At 38.4% G+C, this 17,924-nt stretch carries 18 protein-coding genes; 11 read left to right on the top strand and 7 right to left on the bottom strand.

Going from position 1 to position 17,924, the window contains the following annotated elements; genetic code table 11:
* Positions 1–21: 21 nt before the first annotated feature.
* Entirely contained in the window at positions 22–1,017 is a 996-nt protein-coding gene (locus tag Q1A31_RS01645; protein ID WP_299871414.1) for a GlxA family transcriptional regulator, read from the top strand.
* A 1,042-nt stretch (positions 1,018–2,059) separates the two neighbouring features.
* Here the strand turns inward: Q1A31_RS01645 and Q1A31_RS01640 are convergent.
* On the bottom strand, positions 2,060–2,770 hold the full coding sequence (locus tag Q1A31_RS01640; protein WP_299871411.1) for a cyclic nucleotide-binding domain-containing protein: 711 nt from the start codon (positions 2,768–2,770) through the stop codon (positions 2,060–2,062).
* A gap of 412 nt (positions 2,771–3,182) precedes the next feature.
* On the opposite strand from Q1A31_RS01640, the gene Q1A31_RS01635 reads away from it, so the two are divergent.
* Together Q1A31_RS01635 and Q1A31_RS01630 are read left to right on the top strand one after the other, a co-directional pair.
* The gene (locus Q1A31_RS01635) at positions 3,183–3,779 is read left to right on the top strand and encodes a DJ-1/PfpI family protein (protein WP_299871408.1); all 597 of its coding nucleotides are present in this window, start codon (positions 3,183–3,185) and stop codon (positions 3,777–3,779) included.
* A gap of 150 nt (positions 3,780–3,929) precedes the next feature.
* Positions 3,930–4,679: a hypothetical protein gene (locus Q1A31_RS01630; protein ID WP_299871405.1), complete on the top strand. Its 750-nt coding sequence runs from the start codon at positions 3,930–3,932 to the stop codon at positions 4,677–4,679.
* A gap of 78 nt (positions 4,680–4,757) precedes the next feature.
* Here Q1A31_RS01630 and Q1A31_RS01625 read toward each other — a convergent pair whose 3' ends face one another.
* Complete coding sequence (locus tag Q1A31_RS01625; RefSeq protein ID WP_299871402.1) at positions 4,758–5,153, bottom strand: hypothetical protein; 396 nt, start codon at positions 5,151–5,153, stop codon at positions 4,758–4,760.
* Between the two features lie 326 nt (positions 5,154–5,479).
* Here Q1A31_RS01625 and Q1A31_RS01620 point away from each other — a divergent pair, with 326 nt between their 5' ends.
* Together Q1A31_RS01620 and Q1A31_RS01615 are read left to right on the top strand one after the other, a co-directional pair.
* Positions 5,480–5,923 carry a hypothetical protein gene (locus Q1A31_RS01620; protein ID WP_299871399.1) on the top strand — a complete coding sequence of 148 codons (444 nt, stop codon included), beginning with the start codon at positions 5,480–5,482 and terminating at the stop codon, positions 5,921–5,923.
* Between the two features lie 120 nt (positions 5,924–6,043).
* Positions 6,044–6,784: a DUF4124 domain-containing protein gene (locus tag Q1A31_RS01615; RefSeq protein ID WP_299871396.1), complete on the top strand. Its 741-nt coding sequence runs from the start codon at positions 6,044–6,046 to the stop codon at positions 6,782–6,784.
* 32 nt (positions 6,785–6,816) lie between these two features.
* On the opposite strand, the gene Q1A31_RS01610 is transcribed toward Q1A31_RS01615, so the two are convergent.
* Positions 6,817–7,416 carry a hypothetical protein gene (locus Q1A31_RS01610; protein ID WP_299871393.1) on the bottom strand — a complete coding sequence of 200 codons (600 nt, stop codon included), beginning with the start codon at positions 7,414–7,416 and terminating at the stop codon, positions 6,817–6,819.
* Between the two features lie 368 nt (positions 7,417–7,784).
* Here Q1A31_RS01610 and Q1A31_RS01605 point away from each other — a divergent pair, with 368 nt between their 5' ends.
* Positions 7,785–8,327 carry a hypothetical protein gene (locus Q1A31_RS01605; RefSeq protein WP_299871390.1) on the top strand — a complete coding sequence of 181 codons (543 nt, stop codon included), beginning with the start codon at positions 7,785–7,787 and terminating at the stop codon, positions 8,325–8,327.
* 86 nt (positions 8,328–8,413) lie between these two features.
* Here Q1A31_RS01605 and Q1A31_RS01600 read toward each other — a convergent pair whose 3' ends face one another.
* The 4 genes from Q1A31_RS01600 to Q1A31_RS01585 all read right to left on the bottom strand — a co-directional run bounded on the left by Q1A31_RS01600 (position 8,414) and on the right by Q1A31_RS01585 (position 12,170).
* Complete coding sequence (locus tag Q1A31_RS01600) at positions 8,414–8,911, bottom strand: YHS domain-containing (seleno)protein (protein WP_299871388.1); 498 nt, start codon at positions 8,909–8,911, stop codon at positions 8,414–8,416.
* Positions 8,912–9,288: 377 nt separating this feature from the next.
* On the bottom strand, positions 9,289–9,876 hold the full coding sequence (locus Q1A31_RS01595; RefSeq protein WP_299871386.1) for a hypothetical protein: 588 nt from the start codon (positions 9,874–9,876) through the stop codon (positions 9,289–9,291).
* A gap of 505 nt (positions 9,877–10,381) precedes the next feature.
* Positions 10,382–11,065: a YceH family protein gene (locus Q1A31_RS01590; protein WP_299871384.1), complete on the bottom strand. Its 684-nt coding sequence runs from the start codon at positions 11,063–11,065 to the stop codon at positions 10,382–10,384.
* A 76-nt stretch (positions 11,066–11,141) separates the two neighbouring features.
* Entirely contained in the window at positions 11,142–12,170 is a 1,029-nt protein-coding gene (locus Q1A31_RS01585) for a sterol desaturase family protein (RefSeq protein WP_299871381.1), read from the bottom strand.
* Between the two features lie 253 nt (positions 12,171–12,423).
* Here Q1A31_RS01585 and Q1A31_RS01580 point away from each other — a divergent pair, with 253 nt between their 5' ends.
* The 5 genes from Q1A31_RS01580 (at position 12,424) to Q1A31_RS01560 (ending at position 17,882) form a co-directional block, all read left to right on the top strand.
* Complete coding sequence (locus Q1A31_RS01580) at positions 12,424–13,089, top strand: TIGR04219 family outer membrane beta-barrel protein (RefSeq protein WP_299871379.1); 666 nt, start codon at positions 12,424–12,426, stop codon at positions 13,087–13,089.
* A gap of 196 nt (positions 13,090–13,285) precedes the next feature.
* Positions 13,286–14,260, top strand: coding sequence for an AAA family ATPase (locus tag Q1A31_RS01575; RefSeq protein WP_299871376.1), 975 nt, complete (start codon positions 13,286–13,288; stop codon positions 14,258–14,260).
* 50 nt (positions 14,261–14,310) lie between these two features.
* Complete coding sequence (locus Q1A31_RS01570) at positions 14,311–16,059, top strand: hypothetical protein (RefSeq protein ID WP_299871373.1); 1,749 nt, start codon at positions 14,311–14,313, stop codon at positions 16,057–16,059.
* Positions 16,060–16,228: 169 nt separating this feature from the next.
* A complete protein-coding gene (locus tag Q1A31_RS01565) occupies positions 16,229–17,278 on the top strand; it encodes a hypothetical protein (protein ID WP_299871371.1) in 1,050 nt (349 codons plus the stop codon).
* 70 nt (positions 17,279–17,348) lie between these two features.
* Positions 17,349–17,882, top strand: coding sequence for a hypothetical protein (locus tag Q1A31_RS01560; RefSeq protein WP_299871368.1), 534 nt, complete (start codon positions 17,349–17,351; stop codon positions 17,880–17,882).
* The last annotated feature ends 42 nt before the right edge of the window (positions 17,883–17,924 follow it).

Raw genomic sequence — 17,924 nt, 5'->3', positions numbered from 1 at the left:
CATTTTGATCATGAGAAACTATTGAATAATCAACCGACACATCAAGCTCAAGAAAGCAACAGCCCCAGACATTTTGGCTTCTTGATGATGCCTAATTTTTCGTTGATTGCATTTGCCTCTGCGATAGAAACGTTGCGTTTGGCGAACAATATCAAGGGAAGTGAAATCTACACCTGGGAGACAATCACCCCAAATGATGATGTCGTGAAGGCGAGTAATGGCCTGGAATTTAAACCAGATAAAAGCCTGCAAGATGTCGATATCTACGAGACATTGTTTGTCTGTGGTGGGCACAATATTCAACTGTATTGGACCGATTCAATCGGCAAGTGGTTGCGTCAGCAGGATGCGAAAGGTGTGATGCTCGGTTCTTTGTGTACTGGCGCTTATGTGTTGGGCAGGGCAGGGTTACTGGATGATTACCGTTGCACCATGCATTGGGATCATATTGCCGCGATGCGTGAAAAGTATCCGCACCTGAATTTAACCGATGATATATACGAAATCGATCGTAACCGTTTTACCTGTGCAGGTGGTACCGCTTCGATTGATATGATGCATCACCTGGTATCTTTACAACACGGACGTCGTTTGGCATCTGCAGTGAGTGAAAAGCTGTTGGTTGATCATGTAAGAGGCATGGGCGATCCGCAACGGATTCCATTGCGCCAACAGATTGGAACAGGCCAGCCGAAACTAACAGAAGCCGTTCGTTTGATGGAATCCAATCTTGAAGAGTGTTTGTCATCAAAAGAACTGGCCGACTATGTTGAACTGTCTAGACGTCAATTAGAGCGTTCTTTTCGTGTCTATTTAGATTGCACACCGATGCAGTATTACCTGCGATTACGTCTGCGTAATGCGAGACGCTTATTGCTGCAAACAGATAATCCAGTGACTGATATTGCCATTTCTTGTGGGTTTAAATCTTCACCGCATTTTAGTAAGTCTTATAAGGATATGTTTAATATGTCTCCGCGAGATGAGCGCCGGATGATTCTTAACAATAGTCTTTGATCTTTATCGAAGTCATCAGCTGCCATACTGTTAACTACTATGCGTTTAAATGTTTTGTCATTAACAAACAACTGACAATGGCCGAATATGTGTCACATACCTTACAAAAGTGTCAATAAGTGACTGCTAATACAGTTGTAATATAAACGCCTTTTTTAATTTATTATTTATATATATCAGGTGGTTAGCGTGTTTTAGGGGTAAGTGGCATTGTCATTGCATTAGCAACGACTATAAAAACAAAGAATTTATAAAATTCTGAAACAAACCCAAACCGAGAGGCGTTAACGAGTTAATACATCAAGGATAGATTAACTTAGCCTCACCAGTGCCCTGTCGTTGCCCAACGTCGGGGCACACTTATTTCTACCTTATGCGTTTTCTTCGCTATCTTTCGTTATATATTATTAATTCGTAAACCACATGACGGATAAATGATTAAGTAACAGCATATTTAAAAAATACGCCTCAAAGTAGGGGGGTGACTTGTCGTTGATCTTTCGCAATACCCCCTGATGCTTCTTATTGCATAGAATTGTTACTTAGTTTTTCTCGCTAGCTGATCATTTTGAATACGCTGAATTTGCTCTACCACTATTAATGAGTCAATCATGATCGAATAAATAACCAAATCAATGACACAAGACTGACAAAATGTGGATGTATGACACAAACATAGAGAAATTGTCAGCTAGTGACGATGAAGATAATGATGTAAAAATACTAACAAAATTAATAAACTCATTTAAAACAATAAGATAGCGTTATTTAAGAAAAGTTGGCATCGTCATTGCATTATAGTTAAGTATAAAAACAATGAATTTTTAGCAAGCCCCTGAGGCGAAGAGTAGTTTAGTAAATATAAAAATAAAATAACTACCAGTCTCCCAAGTGCCCTTTCACTTACCCCGGTGAAGGGGCACATTATTTTTGGGAAAAGTGTTTTTCAGATAGCCTTTAGCTGGCAGAAATAAGCATCGAATTTTTAATTCATTTTCTGACTCAATTGAAAACTTTCAACCCAAATTATCGTAACCTTCAGCTAGTTGAGTCCTACACTATTATCAATTTTGATGGAATTTGCCGAGGCGAGTTTGCTGGCCATATCACGAGCGATTCTTGCTTCGAATGCGCGTTGTAAGTTGGGATGTTTCTCCAGAAGTTTATTGAGTACAGTTTTCTCCCACGACAGAAAGGTACTGCCTTTTGCAAGGTTCACTGTGGCTGTCGCATTTCCTCCTAGAATAAAACTAATTTCTCCGACAAAACGTCCCTTTGGAATGGTAAAGGTGCTTCCTTTCTTTTCAGCTTCTCCCGTGCCTTTTTCTAAATAATACAAATGGCTTGGCGCTTCGTTTTCATGGGTTAAGGTAAACTTCCCTTCGGTGGTTTGATACTCTGCTACTTTGATTAATCGTCTAAATTCACCGGGTCGTATTCCTTGAAGACTATGGTAAATGGGCAAATGCTTAGGATCAATTTTAATCGGTAGCCGATCATAGATGATGGAAAGGGTGCCGATGATATTGGCGATGATTAGTAGCACACTCCCCATAATAGCTGCCCATAAGGGTTGAGCAGGGTAGATGTAGTAATAAACGATATACAGAACCGTCGATCCTAAAACCAGAAAGCGCAAAAGCAGTTGATTTTTTAGAAGAAAACCAAGCACATAACCTAAGGTTGCAATATGAACCAGCAATCCGGCATCAAGCGAGAAACTTGCCTTTATTGCTTCTATCGCACCTTCCATTGTGCCTCCATTTGTCGTTAATTAAGTCTTTATTAGTTCTCTGAGATTTATTCGATAAAAGCTAAATTAATCATCAGTTTAGATGATTGTAGTGGATTTTATAAATTCTATATTGATATTTTTTGCGTAGGTCTTTTTACCTTAGAATGCGTCTATCAATATTCACACGAAAACAGGCTGAAAGTAGGGGGGTGCATTTATCGTTTACAGACGGTTGTCATCGGTTCTTAGCTATTATCATTACCCAGCCTGCAGACTCATACCTGACACAATCAGGCGGACAATCAGAAATAAGGTCAAAGAATACTCGGTCAATGAATAATCAGAGATTGGTTCTAAAGCCTTAGTTGTATTTACTGTATGCTATTAATTAGTCAACACACTCATCAATGAAACAGCAGGTATAGCAGCCATGAAAATAGCCATTCTCACTTTCGAAGGGTTTAATGAACTTGACTCATTTATTGCTTTGGGGATTTTGAACCGGATGAAAGGAGAAGGTTGGGAAGTACAAATTACTAGCCCTACAGACTCTGTTACTTCAATGAATGGTGTGACTATTCAGGCACAACAACCGCTAGAATATTGTGATGTTTCTGATGTGGTACTTTTTGGCAGCGGTATCTATACGCGCGAAGTAGCGAAAGATAAGGCAATCTTAGAGCGCATCAATCTTAATACCGAGAAACAATTAGTAGGATCGCAATGTTCAGGTGCCTTACTTATGGCAAAACTGAAACTACTGAACAATTTGCCAGCCTGTACTGATCTAACCACAAAACCCTGGGTAATCGAAGCGGGCGTTGAGGTATTAAACCAATCATTCGTTGCTAAAAATAATATTGCTACAGCAGGTGGGTGTATGTCATCCCAATATTTAGCGACCTGGGTTATCGCAAAACTAGCAGGGATAGATGCAGCAGAAAACGCATTATCCTATGTATCCCCCGTTGGTGAACAACAACAGTTTGTCGAAAAGAGTCTCTCGGTTATTCAACCTTATTTGTAACAAACAAAGCTATATTTACATCAAATTAGCATACGTTTAGGTGTATTTAAGTATTCAATAGATTTGTTTGCAAATCATTCTATATTTACGTAAGTGTCTGATGTTATTATCACCTTATCTTATTAATAACATCACTTTGGTATATAACTTATGATTGAAATTAAGCATTTTTCTTTGGTTTTATTCTCGACATTCTTTTTAGCGGCATGTGGTGGAGGCTCAAGTAGCTCAGGTGATTCAGTCGATGTTGGTGATATTAATATCGATATACCTACAGATCCTGAAACAGGCGAATTAAGGCCTAAGATTTACACGTATGAGACGGGTAAAATTATTTATGATGTACAGATAGAATCTACGCTTGGTGATTTTATCACGGTAACCGAAGAAGGGACTAAGCGCTTTGTGTTTAAGGATTGGGGAAATCTCAGAATTGAAGAGTATGAGGGAGAAAGAACTTCAGTTATCACTGACTTGATGACAGGTGCGGTAACAACCGAAGTAGAAACCATTCACGAATTAAGAAAATGGGATACACCAAAAAGTTATGATGTAAATTTTGACCATGAAACCATTACTATGTTGGATTTTAGTCCAGTTTTAACAGGATTAACAAATGATGAATTGGTTGATGCTATTGCCCCTGATGAGGTAGAACCATTAACTGCAGATGGCGTAAAAATCATCGCATTAACATCTTGTACCAATTATGTGATTAATGAGTTTTTCACACAATGTATAAATGAAGGCGCTATTGGTAGGAGTGGCATAGAATTAGAATCAATTTTTTCCACAGATTCAGGTTCTTCGACAGAAACAGCAACCAGCGTACATTTTGATGTATTCGTCGATGATTCTGAGTTTGATATACCTAACTACACAATCCTGACAGGGAACTAATACAGAAAAAAATCCAAAAACCCCTCTAAAGTAGGGGGGTGACTTTATTTGATGGGAAACATCTCGCTTTATGGCGTATTAATCGCCGTAAAGCTTTTCATCTGGACTGGGGAAGGTGGTTTCTTCTACGGCAACGTCATTGACTGCCGTTAACTCTTCATTTTCAGCGGTCATCGTTTGGCTTTCATTAGTTTCAGTCTGAGGTGTTGAATCATCATTTTCAATCGCAGATTCACCTTCATCGCACACCGGTAACTCCAGTTTTTCTACATTATCATCTGACATAGCATCTATTTGAGCTTGTGGTACACACTCAGCCTCAGACAAATCCTCATCACTCATCGGCTGTGTTTCTGCCTCTGTCGCAGCAGATAGTGAAACAGTGTCTTCATTATTTTGCGCTAACGCGACCACCGATAATGATGCACTAAGAAAAAATACCAACGATTGTGTGATAACTGATTTTTTGATCATTTTTTTAATCCTGAGAAAATTGGGTAATCTTCATTAAAGACTAACTGTCTCTAGACTTTGGATAACCCATCTCAGTAAAGTATATAAAGTTAAAGAATGTACGAGGAATGAAAAATGAGAAAAGTTAATGATATTTTATGATCAACTTGATCAAAAATAATTGTTAAGAATGTCTTTAGCTTTCTTTAATGACGAAACAGTAAATCTATTTGTCATTTATTCAACCAGAGGAGACATATATCAACGATATCAGAACGATAGTTAAGCATTATAGGTAGGGATTAGCATAGAATAATATCCTGACCTTAGAAAAATACGAGTTATTTATGATCGAATATGGTTCACACATTCCTTATCTATTAACCAACGCTCTGGCATTAGTTCTGGTTTTTTTAGCGTTTAAAAAACACCGAATGACTCGATTTATTTTCATTCTTATTTTTTTATTAGCAGGCTTATTCAACCTCTATACCATTTTAGTGAACCCTGAATTTTTTAATTATTATGCCGATAAGGCATTTTTGAATATTTATAGAACCTTCATCAGTGGCTACTTTAGTCATCATATTCAGTTGGTTGTAGGCTTGATTAGCTTAGGTCAAATAATAGTCGCTATCTTGCTCAGTGCCGGTGGTCGCTTTGTGTATCTCGGAGTAGCGGGTGGCATAGTGTTCTTCATTGCATTGATACCTTTAGGGATTAGTGCGGCATTTCCTGCCATGCTGTTATTTTTTCTTGCTTTGGTTCTTATGCAATATCGATTCGAATAAAACCTGCTTAAGGGACCGCTGATTTTGAATCTATTTACGCATTAGTTTCATATTGAGTTTGAATAGTTTATTCTAATGAGATAATAAGCATAATAGATTTTTTATAGACAAGAGTCCCCAATGCGTTTTTCGACGAGCTTAGTTACGGCATTTATTAGTGTCTGTTTCACAGTATTGAGCATCAATGCTGATGCAGATGTTTTAAAGTGGGTAGATGAAAACGGCAAGACGCACTATTCCAATAAAGAAAAAAAGTCATCGAGAAACAAAGCTAAAGTTATCAAATTTGTTGAATACGAAACCTCAGATGATGTGAAACCAGACCAGACAAACGCTAGAACAGAATCAGGATTAGACGATAACCCGTTTAACGAAGTATCAAACGCTACAAGCTCAACTCATTCAAATAGTAAATTATCCAGCGACGTTGCTTCTTATAAGAACAGGGAGTCGATTGATTCTTTATCCAATGAAGATTCAGATGTGCATCGCATCATGTTGGACCAAATAAATAAATCTAAGTCCTATATACAACGAAAATCCAGAAACACCCGTCGCAATACGAAAGCCAAACCCGAATACACCATAGCGGAATATAATCAGCGCTGTGAAGATGCAAGAGAAGAGCTGATTGCTCCTCTAAGACAGGAGGCAGTAGCTTCATGCATGAAAATGAAACACAGCATGAGTTTGAGAACTCGCGATTATTGTGAAGAAATTAATGAGAATTTTGGTGATGGTGGAATGAACTCGCGCGGTTATTATATTCAGCGCATGTTCCACAATATTTCAGAATGTCAGGATGCCTATGAGGCGTGGGATAGAAGAAGTCGTAAAATGAGAGGTTATTCAGAGGAATAACCTCTCATGATGATGAGTTTTTTATAACTAATTTAGATATTTTCGACCAGCTTCTGATCAATTTCCTGGGGGATACGATGTAACGGAATATCGTGCCCTAATGATTTTTGATGTTTGTAGATAACAATAAATTGTTCTACAGGTGGTTTGCGTTCTAGAAGATGAGTGTAATTTGCAATGCCTTTTTTCTCTGCGTAAAACATTACCGACTTTAGCCACGCCATGTCAAAACCATGTTTACTGATATTGATATTCTTATCAAAACGCACACCGTCGGTTGAGCCAGAAATAATAAATAACGGCGAATAGTAATATTTAGTCACACCTGCACGTACTTTCTTGCCGCGAGCAAATTTCATTTTAATGCCAGAAACTCCCGTTGTATAGGCAGACGAGATGCGTCGATGCTCTTTACATTCAAGGTCTTTCTTTGATTGAATAAGTTGCCGTTCCATATTCCATTCGGAATTTAGCGATTCAGCTTCTTTTTTTATTTTATTTAATTCTTTTTTATTTGTAATACCGCGAAAAGCAAAATATTTTTGACGATAATCATCGCCTACTTTTACTACGACACGAAGCCCTTTAAAACCTGCCTTATGTTCACCAGGTTTATATTCTCTAATCGTCAATGTAGTTGTCTCTTATTTTTAGGTGCGCCTAGTCTATCTCTTATTAATTGTTATGTAATACAGTATATTCGATGCACTATATAAACTCAGTTAGTAGTGTTGTGTGTCAGTATTTTTTGCAATAGTAATCTATGTAAAACAGATACTTAAGTCTTGGGGATGGTAAGTAATCTACCCATAAATGTTATGTTTTGGTATAAAGCATGCACTAATTTTACCCACATTTTTTGTAAAGAAATAGTAATGGTTCTTTACACTTTCTTACTCTCCCAACACCCACATTTACATTGGATACCTGCACAATTTCACCATCAGTTAAACAATGACTGTGAACTTAAAAACTTAATTGAAATTACAGGAAAAACATTATGAAAATCAAATCAGTATTAATAGCATCAACAATCGCTACCGCGGTAAGTTTAGCTTCTCTTTCTGCTTTTGCAGACGGTGATAAGGAAATTAACACCAATTATGGGGACAACAAAAGTGAGTCTCATAAAAAAGGTGGTCACCATAAACATCACAGAGGCTTTAAGAAAGTGTTTGCACAGCTTAATTTAACAGATGCTCAAAAAACACAGCTTAAAGAGTTACGTAATCAAAAGCGTGATGGAAATCTTACTCGTGAAAGCTTTAAAAGCGAAATGGCAGGGATTTTAACTGCCGAGCAAAACGCGAAACTTGAGCAAATCAAAGCACAACGTGGCGAGCGTAAGCAAGGCCGTAAAATGAAACGTGAGCAAATGAAGAGCTTAAATTTAACCGCAGAGCAAAAGACTCAAATGAAAGATGCACGAAAAGAGCTTAGAGAAGAATTACGTTCACAACGTAAAGAAGCGATGACGGCAAAAATGAAAACGATTCTTACTGCAGAGCAATTTGCTAAATTTGAAACGTTTAAAAAGCAATAAGACTTTGATGTAACAGAAAAGTCTTAAAACTAAAAAGGGCGACTTAGGTCGCCCTTTTTTATGTCCAGGTTTTATCTAATGTTTATTTATGGAACTTGTTTCATTAATGTTGGCCAATAACCATCGGCTGCGACAATATTGGGAGCTTTATTTTTCAGCCATAGTTCTCGTGTGCCAATACTGTAATTTAAAAACAGTTTTTTGTTGTGAATAGACCAGGCAAACGGGTCGGTATTGGCGATTGCATTTTTACTCACTGCATAAGCGCAATAACCACCGAACTGCGGGATATACGCTACTGGATTTGTGAGAAACGCTTGTTTGTTTTTCTCACTGGAAAAAGCCCATTTATTTCCTTCAAAGTCGATAGTGAAATTTTGTTTGCCTTCGACTGCCTTATTCTCAGTGAAATAAGCAACCGGATCAAAACCGTGAATTGCCAGTCCATTACTAGAATTGATGTTAATGCCATTGTTGGCAAATAAGGGAGTACTCACCATCCACATTAAAATCAGAAAAATGAAGCAATTCAATAAAAGAGTAGGGTGGTTTAAGTTTTTTGATACGGCAATCGGTTTAGCCATATAGGTACTCCTATAACTTGGTATGAAAGCCCTGATTGTATGACTGTATGGATTAACAGAGCTTACTCATTGTTGGTTTGATGATGCTGTAAAGAACGATGTTATAAACATTGCTCCTATCTTTGGTTTTGTTATTAGTTATTTTCTTAGCTATAACCTTAACTGATAGATAAGAAACGGTTGTAAATATGAATTAAAACTAGCTTAGAAGCATGTTGAAAATAGCTTAAAACGAAAGTAACAAAACAACAGAAACACAGTTTTATTAGTTGTTTTGTTACTTACAAAGTTTTATTTGTCGTCCACTTCTTTGGTGCTTTAATAAAGTTTATAAAGTACGCAATTGCAAAAGGTTTAAGTCAAATGGTATCAAACAATTAAGCTAAGGCTTTATTTAACTCGGCAAAGCTATTGGCTTGAATACTAGGAGTGATCAGAATATCAAGTTGCTTAGCCACTTGTGAAACTGAGAATATGCCCCGAATGAATTTACCTTCTTGATTACTCTCCAAAACCAGCATGTGATTTCTACGGCAATGCTCAAGTGCATAGACGATATCCGACACGTGTGATCTCAATACTTCTTTGATTGGGATTGCTTCAAGGCGACTAATAGGAGTCATCAGGTCTGATGCGGTAATGTCATCCCTGCTACAACCATTTTGATTAACATAAAGTAGTGGTTTTTTGCCGTTAATATCGGTTGTTGTGACTAAACCCGCTAGGTCTCCCATTGGATCGTTAACAAATAACAATCGGACTCCACAGGCGATCATTTTGTTATTGATTGCTTCAATAGATGCACTGGATTCAATTGAGTAAGGTTTGACGACTTTCAAGTCAGTCATGACTTTTATAGCGGGATCTTTTTCAGAAACTAACTTTTTGCCATCAGAATCTGGCGAAATTAAACTCACTACATTTGGTAGCTGTTTTGGGTGAATACCTTTTTCTGCTTGTATCATTATTGCTTCCTCTCGTTGAGTGGTTCTTAATAATGTTCGGTAAAACCATATATTAATAATGAATATACGTAATTTAAATGTACTCCTCTTATTTTATTGCATACCCAAAAATAACTTATGAGTGTTAAAGTATTTTTAATGATAAGTGCTTAACTTACTGAAATATAAGAATAAAGATAAGAGTTAAATTAATGGAATTATTTTTGAATATTGAAATTACATAGTCTGTTAGTTATTTAATACTGCTAGTTATTATTTTTGAAATCAAATAAGCGTTGCAGGTTAGTGCTTAAGCAGAGTTTGGGGAGGCGACGTAAAACGAGGTAAGACACTATAAGGAAATAATAAGTAATTAAAAAACCTCATAAAAGTAGGGGGGTGACCTAATTAGTTAAAACTCCTAACTTAGTTTAATCCACGCATTTTTAGCAACACATATAGACGTTTGCTAGTGGGTTTTAAATGAGCTTAGTAAAGCTCATTTATTCTTTGACTAATTCCATATTTAGCTAATCCCCAGCTTTGCTTCAATAGCAGCGATACGTGCTTCGAGGGCATCTAGTCGGTCATTATCTACAGGGGTGCTAGTTACCATTACTGGATCTTTTTCAATCTCTTCGACTGAAACTTCTCCGCATAATGTATGGGCGAAACGGTCTTCGCGTCGTCCTGCTCCTTTTGGTATTAATGTCACCAAAGGCATTTCACGTTCGATCATATCGGTAATCGTATCGTGGATTTCTTCATTTGATTCGAAGTCGACCATGCGCGCAGTGCGTGTTTTGATGTCATTGAGCGTTTGCGGTTTGCGTAGCAGTAATACCGTAAGAATCGCTTGTTGTTTTCGATCTATGGCTAGCTCGTTGCATACGCGATGTGAAATTTTATTCGAACGATCTCCGTAATCAATGCCTGCGAGTTTACGTTCTACAAGAATATTTATGGTGTGACCGACCTGACCTTCAGTGAGCTTCATCACTGGCTCGCGATTGCTTTTCTGGTTACAGGCATTACACAATGAATTGAGAGTGAGAGGGTAGTTATTTGGCGTTGTTAAATGCTTTTCCATCAAAGCTCCAATTACGCGGGCTTCCATTGCGGTGAAATAAGCTGGCTCTTTTGCTTGTTGTTCTTGTTCGTTATCAACGATATCGTTTTCGATATCAGTAGTTACGATAGTCTCATCCATGAAAGTATCTCCTTTTTGTTAGTAATTATTATAAGAACGTTGAAATCAGTCTAGAACAAAACGCCTTTATCCAGACTTAACGGGGTTTATGGGCAGCGCGAACCTGCTCCCTGCGTCTTTGCATAAACGCTTGATGTGATGGTTCAGTACCATCATGAAATGAGCCAAACCATTTATCCCAAGCTATCTCCAGTGCGCCGAAGTTGCACTCAAAATAACGATGGTGCGGCTGATGATGAAATGTCCCCAGGTTTATCCATTTTTTATCACCCGCTAATAAGCCAGCAAACCCCGTATGAGTGGTTGCTGCAGACAACGCATAAAATTGCAGATGGAAAATAATTAATAAAGGGTGCGAAGGAATAACGAAATGAATCAACACCGAAGCCAGATAGATTAAATGCTCAATCGGATGCATCGAAAACCCAGACCAAGGTCCAACATTAGTGTTTCTATGATGTAAGGAATGCGCGAATTTATACAGTACCGGAACATGCAAAAACCGATGAATCAGGTAAAAGTAAAAAGTCTCCCAAATCGGAATAAAGAAGATAATACCGATCAACCAAAGTGTAGAAAATGGCCCTGTTACTTGAGGCGAATAACCATTCGAAAAACTCCAAAGCATTAGGGCTTCATACGCTGTCCAAATCGTGACGCCACTGACGCAGCTCCAGAAAATATTATCCCAAACCTGATTATTAAAGGTGAATGAGGATTTGTTTTGAGCAAAGGGCTTGGTGTCGTATTGCAGTTCGTCTCCTTGTTTTCTGAAAACGTAAAGATAGCAATGAAGGCCACCTGCAACCATGATCATTAAAAGCAAATTTCTAAGATAAATATGGACTACCCAACCCCATTCAAAAGTCTGGGTTTGTTCAACAGAAGGACTGAAGAATAACCAGCACAAAACCGAAATACAAAGAATAATCAGGCGTTCTGAAATAGGGAACCAGGATAAGAAGAACCATTTAATAACAGCCTCTATCTTTACCGGCTTTGTGAACAGTGGAGATACAGTAACAGGGAGTTTTGGGGGAAAATTCCAGGTTTTTGGTTTGGCTTTTCCGTGATTTTTTTCTTGATCATTTCCAGTGTTTTGCATGTTTAAAACCGAGGATGTTTGAAAATCAATATTAGTACAAAAATGCCCTATAAGTGTGGGGGTGTCCTCTTATTAAGCAGCTAGTTAGCTATGCAATCAGACTTTGAATCGTTAACGCTTATAAAACACCAGTGATATAAATAGTTAAAAGCTGATATTCTATGTGGCGAATTCTAATAGTTACTTTTACGTTTAAACTATCAGATAATTAATCTTCTAAATAATAAAACATATCTCACTACGGGCTGGAAAAATGATAAAAACACAAACAACCAAGGCGCTTAGTGGTGCCATTTTTGCTTCGCTTGTTATAGGCAATTTAATACTAAGCACTGCACAAGCAGATACCCTTTTAGGAGCAGATTTAGAAGTAGGTGTTTGGTCACCAAGTTATGATGCAGGCAGCGTCGTAGGAAGTGTTTCTGGTGATGATACGTCAATTTTTGCAAGTGCAACCATCGAACATCCGGTGCCATTAATTCCTAACTTTAAGCTTTCATTATCAGAAGTGAATAGTGACGCTTATGAATACACTAAAATTGATTACACCGCGTATTATGAAATTCTGGACAATGATGCGATTTCGATAGATGTTGGTTTGGGCATCTCTCAATTTGAAGGCGGAAAATATCTGTCACAATCATTCTCTGGTGCTGCGCCACATGCTTATTTTGATGCTGAAGTTGCATTGCCGTTTTTGAACACCACGCTTTATACCGATGTTCATTACATGAATTATGATGGCAATCAGATTACCGATGCGATGGCAGGCTTGCGTTACGAGTTCAATTTAGTCGCGGTAGATTTGGGTTTAAAAGCAGGTTATCGAGTACAAAGCTTCGATGCTAAAGACTTCGATGATGTCTCGTTTGATGTATCAACCGATGGTTATTTCGTTGGATTGCACGCAGATTTTTAATCTGATTTAATCATTTGCATTATATGTAGCAGATTAATAAACATTTCAAACAAGACAAACAAACGCTTAAAAAAAGGCCCCAAAGTAGGGGGGTGACTACAAGTTGTGCCAGCCTTTGTTAAAACTACTGAGAATAACTGACAAGCTCTAAAAATAAGCTATAGTAGTGCTTCAATTTATTTTTTGAGTTAGTTTTATGAGTGATATTCTAGATTTAGAACCGAGTCTTTCTGTATCGGTTCGTGACACTTTCAATATCGATAGCCATTTGAAAGTCCCTGCGTTTAGCGAACCTTGTGAGTTCGTTCCTGCTGTTGACGAAGCTTATCAGTTCAATGCTGATGTGACTTTGGCAATTATCGCGGGTTTTGCTTTTAATCGTCGCGTGATGATTCAGGGTTTGCACGGCACGGGTAAATCGACGCATATCGAACAAGTCGCAGCACGCCTCAACTGGCCTTGCGTGCGCTTAAATCTGGATGGGCAAATCAGTCGTTTGGATTTAGTGGGTAAAGACGCCATCGTGATTCGCGATAACCAGCAGGTTACCGAATTTCAGGAAGGGATAATTCCCTGGTCATTACGTCGTCCGGTTGCATTGATTTTTGATGAATACGATGCGGGTCGACCAGACATAATGTTTGTTATCCAGCGTATTCTTGAGCGTGATGGTAAATTTACATTGCTAGACCAGAATCAGGTCATTAGCCCTAATCCAAATTTCCGTATGTTTGCGACATCCAACACCATAGGCCAAGGCAACTTAAACGGTCTTTATCACGGTGCGCAAATGCTCAACCACGCACAGCTTGACCGTTGGGATATTGTTACCTCGTTAAACTATTTACCGCATGATGATGAAGTGAATATCATCAAAGCGCGTGTGCCTGAATTTACTGATGAAAAGCTTTTGAATGCGATGGTTAGCATGGCGCAACTTACGCGTAATGGTTTTGCAGTGGGTGACCTATCAACATTGATGTCACCAAGAACGGTAATCTCCTGGGCTGAAAACTTCCAGATATTCAAAGATATTCAAACGGCTTTTCGTTTTGCATTCTTGAATAAATGCAGTGACGATGAAAAGCCATTAGTGGCTGAATATTTCCAACGTTGTTTTGATGAAGAGCTGGAAGAATCGTATGTGCATCTTTCGCCTACCAGTAAATAACAAGTAGATTAAATCGGACTAAAATCAGAACACAATCAGAAAAGAACCAGATGAAATACCTTTCAGATCATGATGAAACAACTGCTCAAACCAAGAGCCAGCAACAGCAAAAAGCCATAGAACTTTGCGGTGGTGTGGTGCGTGGTTATACCAAAGACGCGAGCTTGTATTTCCGTGGTCCATTTCTCTACCACAATCAACAACGCGTGCCTTTGTATGCATGTCATATTCAGTCTGATCTTGTGCAAGACAGCTTTGTCGCTTTGCGAGGTGTAGCCGATAGTATTAATTTACGCTATCAATTCACAGACGAAGCACTGCATCATTCATTGTTACCAGATGAGAGACTCGAACGTTTTATGTTCGAATTACTCGAACAGCTACGCGTCGAATCCTTAGTGCCAGAAACCTACAAAGGCATGCGCAGCAATATGCTGCATCGTTTCGAAGAATGGTCACTGCGTTATCATCATTCTGGTTTAACCGAGAGCAGTATCGGTTTACTTATTTACGTGCTGGCTCAGGTTTGCTGGTCGCGCTTTAATAATGTGTCGGTCACCGAAGAAACCGAAGACCTATTAGAAGCGACGCGCGCAGGCATCTCGCCCATGATTGGTAAGCAGCTCTACGGCATGAAGCAAAACCTCACCGATCAGGAGAAATTTGCCGAATACGCCTTGCAACTAGCGAAGCAATTTAACAGCATGGTGCGTGATGAGAATCAGGACGAAGACGAAGAAGAAAAAGACGTCGATACGATTCTGGAAGAAATCGAAGCACCAGAATTCAAGCTACTGATTAACTTTGACGAAAACGATGAACATGTATTCATGATCAGTAGTGGTGAGAGTAAATCGTGGCTGGAAAATGATGCGGTTTACTCAATATTCACTACCGAATACGACAAGATTTCACAGGCAGATAAACTGGTTAGGCCAATGCAGTTAAAAGCCTTGCGCAGTCATCTGGATGACAGCATTAGCAAACAAGGCATCAATATGCCAAGGCTGGCGCGTCAGCTTAAATTCCTGTTTGCAACACCCGAATATGATGACTGGAATTATGCCCAAGAACAAGGCTATATCGATGGTCGTCGCTTGTCGCAGTTAATCGCGTCACCTACGGAAAAACGCATCTTCAAAGATCGACGCGAACGTCCACAATCCGATTGTGTGTTGAGTTTTCTGGTTGATTGTTCAGGCTCGATGAAACAGCACGCGGCAAATGTCGCGATTATGCTCGACGTGTTTGCACGTGCGGCTGATCTCTCAGGTATTAAAACCGAAATCCTTGGCTTCACCACGGGCAACTGGAGTGGTGGCAAACCGATGAAAGAATGGATCAAACAAGGCAAACCAAAAAATCCTGGTCGTCTCAATGAAACCAATCACATCATCTACAAAGACGCAGAACAAACCTGGAAACAGGCGCGTAATTCTATATCAGGACTGATGAAAGTAGACTTATTCCGCGAAGGTGTGGATGGCGAAGCAATCACATGGGCGGCTCAGAGACTATTGAAACGTCCCGAACAAAAGAAAATTCTAACCGTGATTTCAGATGGAAGCCCGATGGATTCTGCCACCAATATCGCCAATGATCCTTACTATCTGGATAACCATTTAAAAGATGTTATCAGTAATTATGAACAACAGCCTGATCTGGAAATTTTTGGATTAGGAGTTGAATTAGACCTGAGTGTTTACTATCGTAATTACACCATTTTACACTTGGACGATAACCTGAATAACGCTACCTTCAATGATATTTTGAAAATGTGGCAATCACGGATGAAATAGAAAAAGTGCCCAAAAGTAGGGGGGTGACCTTTAAAAAATCTGTATTCTTTAACTTATATGCTTAGTTACGGATACAGTCTCATTTTTCAACTAATAACAATTATTCAGTCAATATAAAGGCTTTCGGTATTATTATTAGCCTTTATTAATTTCATCTATAAAAATAATTGTGACTGAACTTAAATATACAAAAGAACAAATAAATAATTATGACTTTTTCCAGGCTTGGAAAGTTGACGATAAAGAATGGGTAAAAGCACGAAGAAAACAGTGGCTTGAGATTAAAAACTCACTAGATCAAATCGCCGCATTTGATGGCATATTGAAAAAAGATTATAAAGCATTAAAGCAGTATTTTCTTACAGGTTATTCTGAACCTATCACACAGGATGAAATGGCTGAATGGGAATATAATATGCAACCATGCTGTTTGGAACAATCGCATAATCGTAATATATGGGGTGAAGGTCTTTATACCTTCTGGCTATCCCCAGACCACAGCCCCGAAAACTGGGAGCGGATTAAATGCGCTAAAATATATAAATTTAGACATAATTCTGCCAAAAACCACCCCGAAAGTAATGAGTCAGATTGGTTTGAACGTTCCTGTGTTTTTCTTAGAAATACTACTAAATATTATCCTAAGAAAGAAGCATATCAAACTAAAGGTAGCGCTACATTCAAGTTTCGTTTTTCCCCTTATAATAATTGCGAAGCCCTATTTGGTGATGAATTACAGGAATTCTTAGCTAATGTTCTTAAGGTAGAAGAAACTGATGAGTGCTTGCCTATATACCTTAGACCACATGAAAGATTTTTCTATGCGGATTTTGAGTCGATACTAATTTATTATCTTCGCGGTGATGAATTTAATCCCTCTAACCCTATTCGTTATTTCGTAGACGAATATATTAAATGGGGTTTTGATAAAACAACAGAAGAGTTTATGACTCCAGAGGCCAATTTAGTGGCTTTAGCATGGCATGTGGTTGATACACCAGAGGGTAGGCACCCCGTTCAATTGCAAGTAGCAAATGAGTTAAAACAAGGGATTCTTGATGGGCAAGATCGATGGTCTTCTTTCACTAAAAAGTCTATTGAAGAAGGCATCGCTATGTTTGAGTCAGGAATTGCGGAAGCGTTTCATAAAAAAGATCCTGATCTCATAAAATCTAATAATTTTAAGTTTAGACAGAAGCACTTCGGACATACTTTTTAGGATACAAAAATTAATCTTTAAAGTAATTTAAAAATATAAAAATAATATCAGTCTAATATAAGGATAAAAAATGGGGACACCTGTAGGCGGTACGCTATTAATTCATTCAGATAATCAAGCATTGATTAAACGCTTACCGCATTACTTTGACAGTAAAACACGTCCAGATTTTGCTGAAGATGTTCCTGAAAATGAAGCTCAATGGATCGATGTTTTTGAAGTTATTGAAGACCCAGATCGTATTAAGCCAATAGATGATTATCATTTAGCAGTGAGTTTTAATCCTGATGAATCAGACTACAGTAACGAAATGCAGGATTTATGTGAAGCATTGGTAGAGACTGTTGGCGTAAAACAAGTCATTTACTATCAGTACAGTGACTATGGCGCTGAAATGTATCGACTAAATTTTGATGGAATTGTAGGCTTCGCATGGGACGATGAAGGGGAATGGAATATTAAAGCTGTGAGTGATAAGACAGCTGAACTCATCGAAGAAAACGCATACGCTGAAGGTGATGAGCTTTTTGATTTACTTCTTATGATATCAAAAGAATTAGTCGGTGTAGTTATCCCAAGCTATAGAGATGAAGATGATGAGTAGAAAGCGTAATTTGTAGTGGAGTTGAAAAATTGGTTGTTCGAA

The sequence above is a fragment of the uncultured Cocleimonas sp. genome (assembly GCF_947495625.1).
GTDB lineage: Bacteria > Pseudomonadota > Gammaproteobacteria > Thiotrichales > Thiotrichaceae > Cocleimonas.
This window is presented reverse-complemented; position numbering and strand designations above follow the sequence as displayed.

Coding starts and splice junctions, on each gene's coding strand:
- Q1A31_RS01600 (WP_299871388.1), bottom strand. CDS start 8,911: ATGGCTAAACCGATTGCCGTATCAAAAAACTTAAACCACCCTACTCTT.
- Q1A31_RS01605 (WP_299871390.1), top strand. CDS start 7,785: ATGAAAATCAAATCAGTATTAATAGCATCAACAATCGCTACCGCGGTA.
- Q1A31_RS01575 (WP_299871376.1), top strand. CDS start 13,286: ATGAGTGATATTCTAGATTTAGAACCGAGTCTTTCTGTATCGGTTCGT.
- Q1A31_RS01570 (WP_299871373.1), top strand. CDS start 14,311: ATGAAATACCTTTCAGATCATGATGAAACAACTGCTCAAACCAAGAGC.
- Q1A31_RS01580 (WP_299871379.1), top strand. CDS start 12,424: ATGATAAAAACACAAACAACCAAGGCGCTTAGTGGTGCCATTTTTGCT.
- Q1A31_RS01560 (WP_299871368.1), top strand. CDS start 17,349: ATGGGGACACCTGTAGGCGGTACGCTATTAATTCATTCAGATAATCAA.
- Q1A31_RS01635 (WP_299871408.1), top strand. CDS start 3,183: ATGAAAATAGCCATTCTCACTTTCGAAGGGTTTAATGAACTTGACTCA.
- Q1A31_RS01625 (WP_299871402.1), bottom strand. CDS start 5,153: ATGATCAAAAAATCAGTTATCACACAATCGTTGGTATTTTTTCTTAGT.
- Q1A31_RS01630 (WP_299871405.1), top strand. CDS start 3,930: ATGATTGAAATTAAGCATTTTTCTTTGGTTTTATTCTCGACATTCTTT.
- Q1A31_RS01595 (WP_299871386.1), bottom strand. CDS start 9,876: ATGATACAAGCAGAAAAAGGTATTCACCCAAAACAGCTACCAAATGTA.
- Q1A31_RS01620 (WP_299871399.1), top strand. CDS start 5,480: ATGATCGAATATGGTTCACACATTCCTTATCTATTAACCAACGCTCTG.
- Q1A31_RS01590 (WP_299871384.1), bottom strand. CDS start 11,065: ATGGATGAGACTATCGTAACTACTGATATCGAAAACGATATCGTTGAT.
- Q1A31_RS01640 (WP_299871411.1), bottom strand. CDS start 2,770: ATGGAAGGTGCGATAGAAGCAATAAAGGCAAGTTTCTCGCTTGATGCC.
- Q1A31_RS01585 (WP_299871381.1), bottom strand. CDS start 12,170: ATGCAAAACACTGGAAATGATCAAGAAAAAAATCACGGAAAAGCCAAA.
- Q1A31_RS01615 (WP_299871396.1), top strand. CDS start 6,044: ATGCGTTTTTCGACGAGCTTAGTTACGGCATTTATTAGTGTCTGTTTC.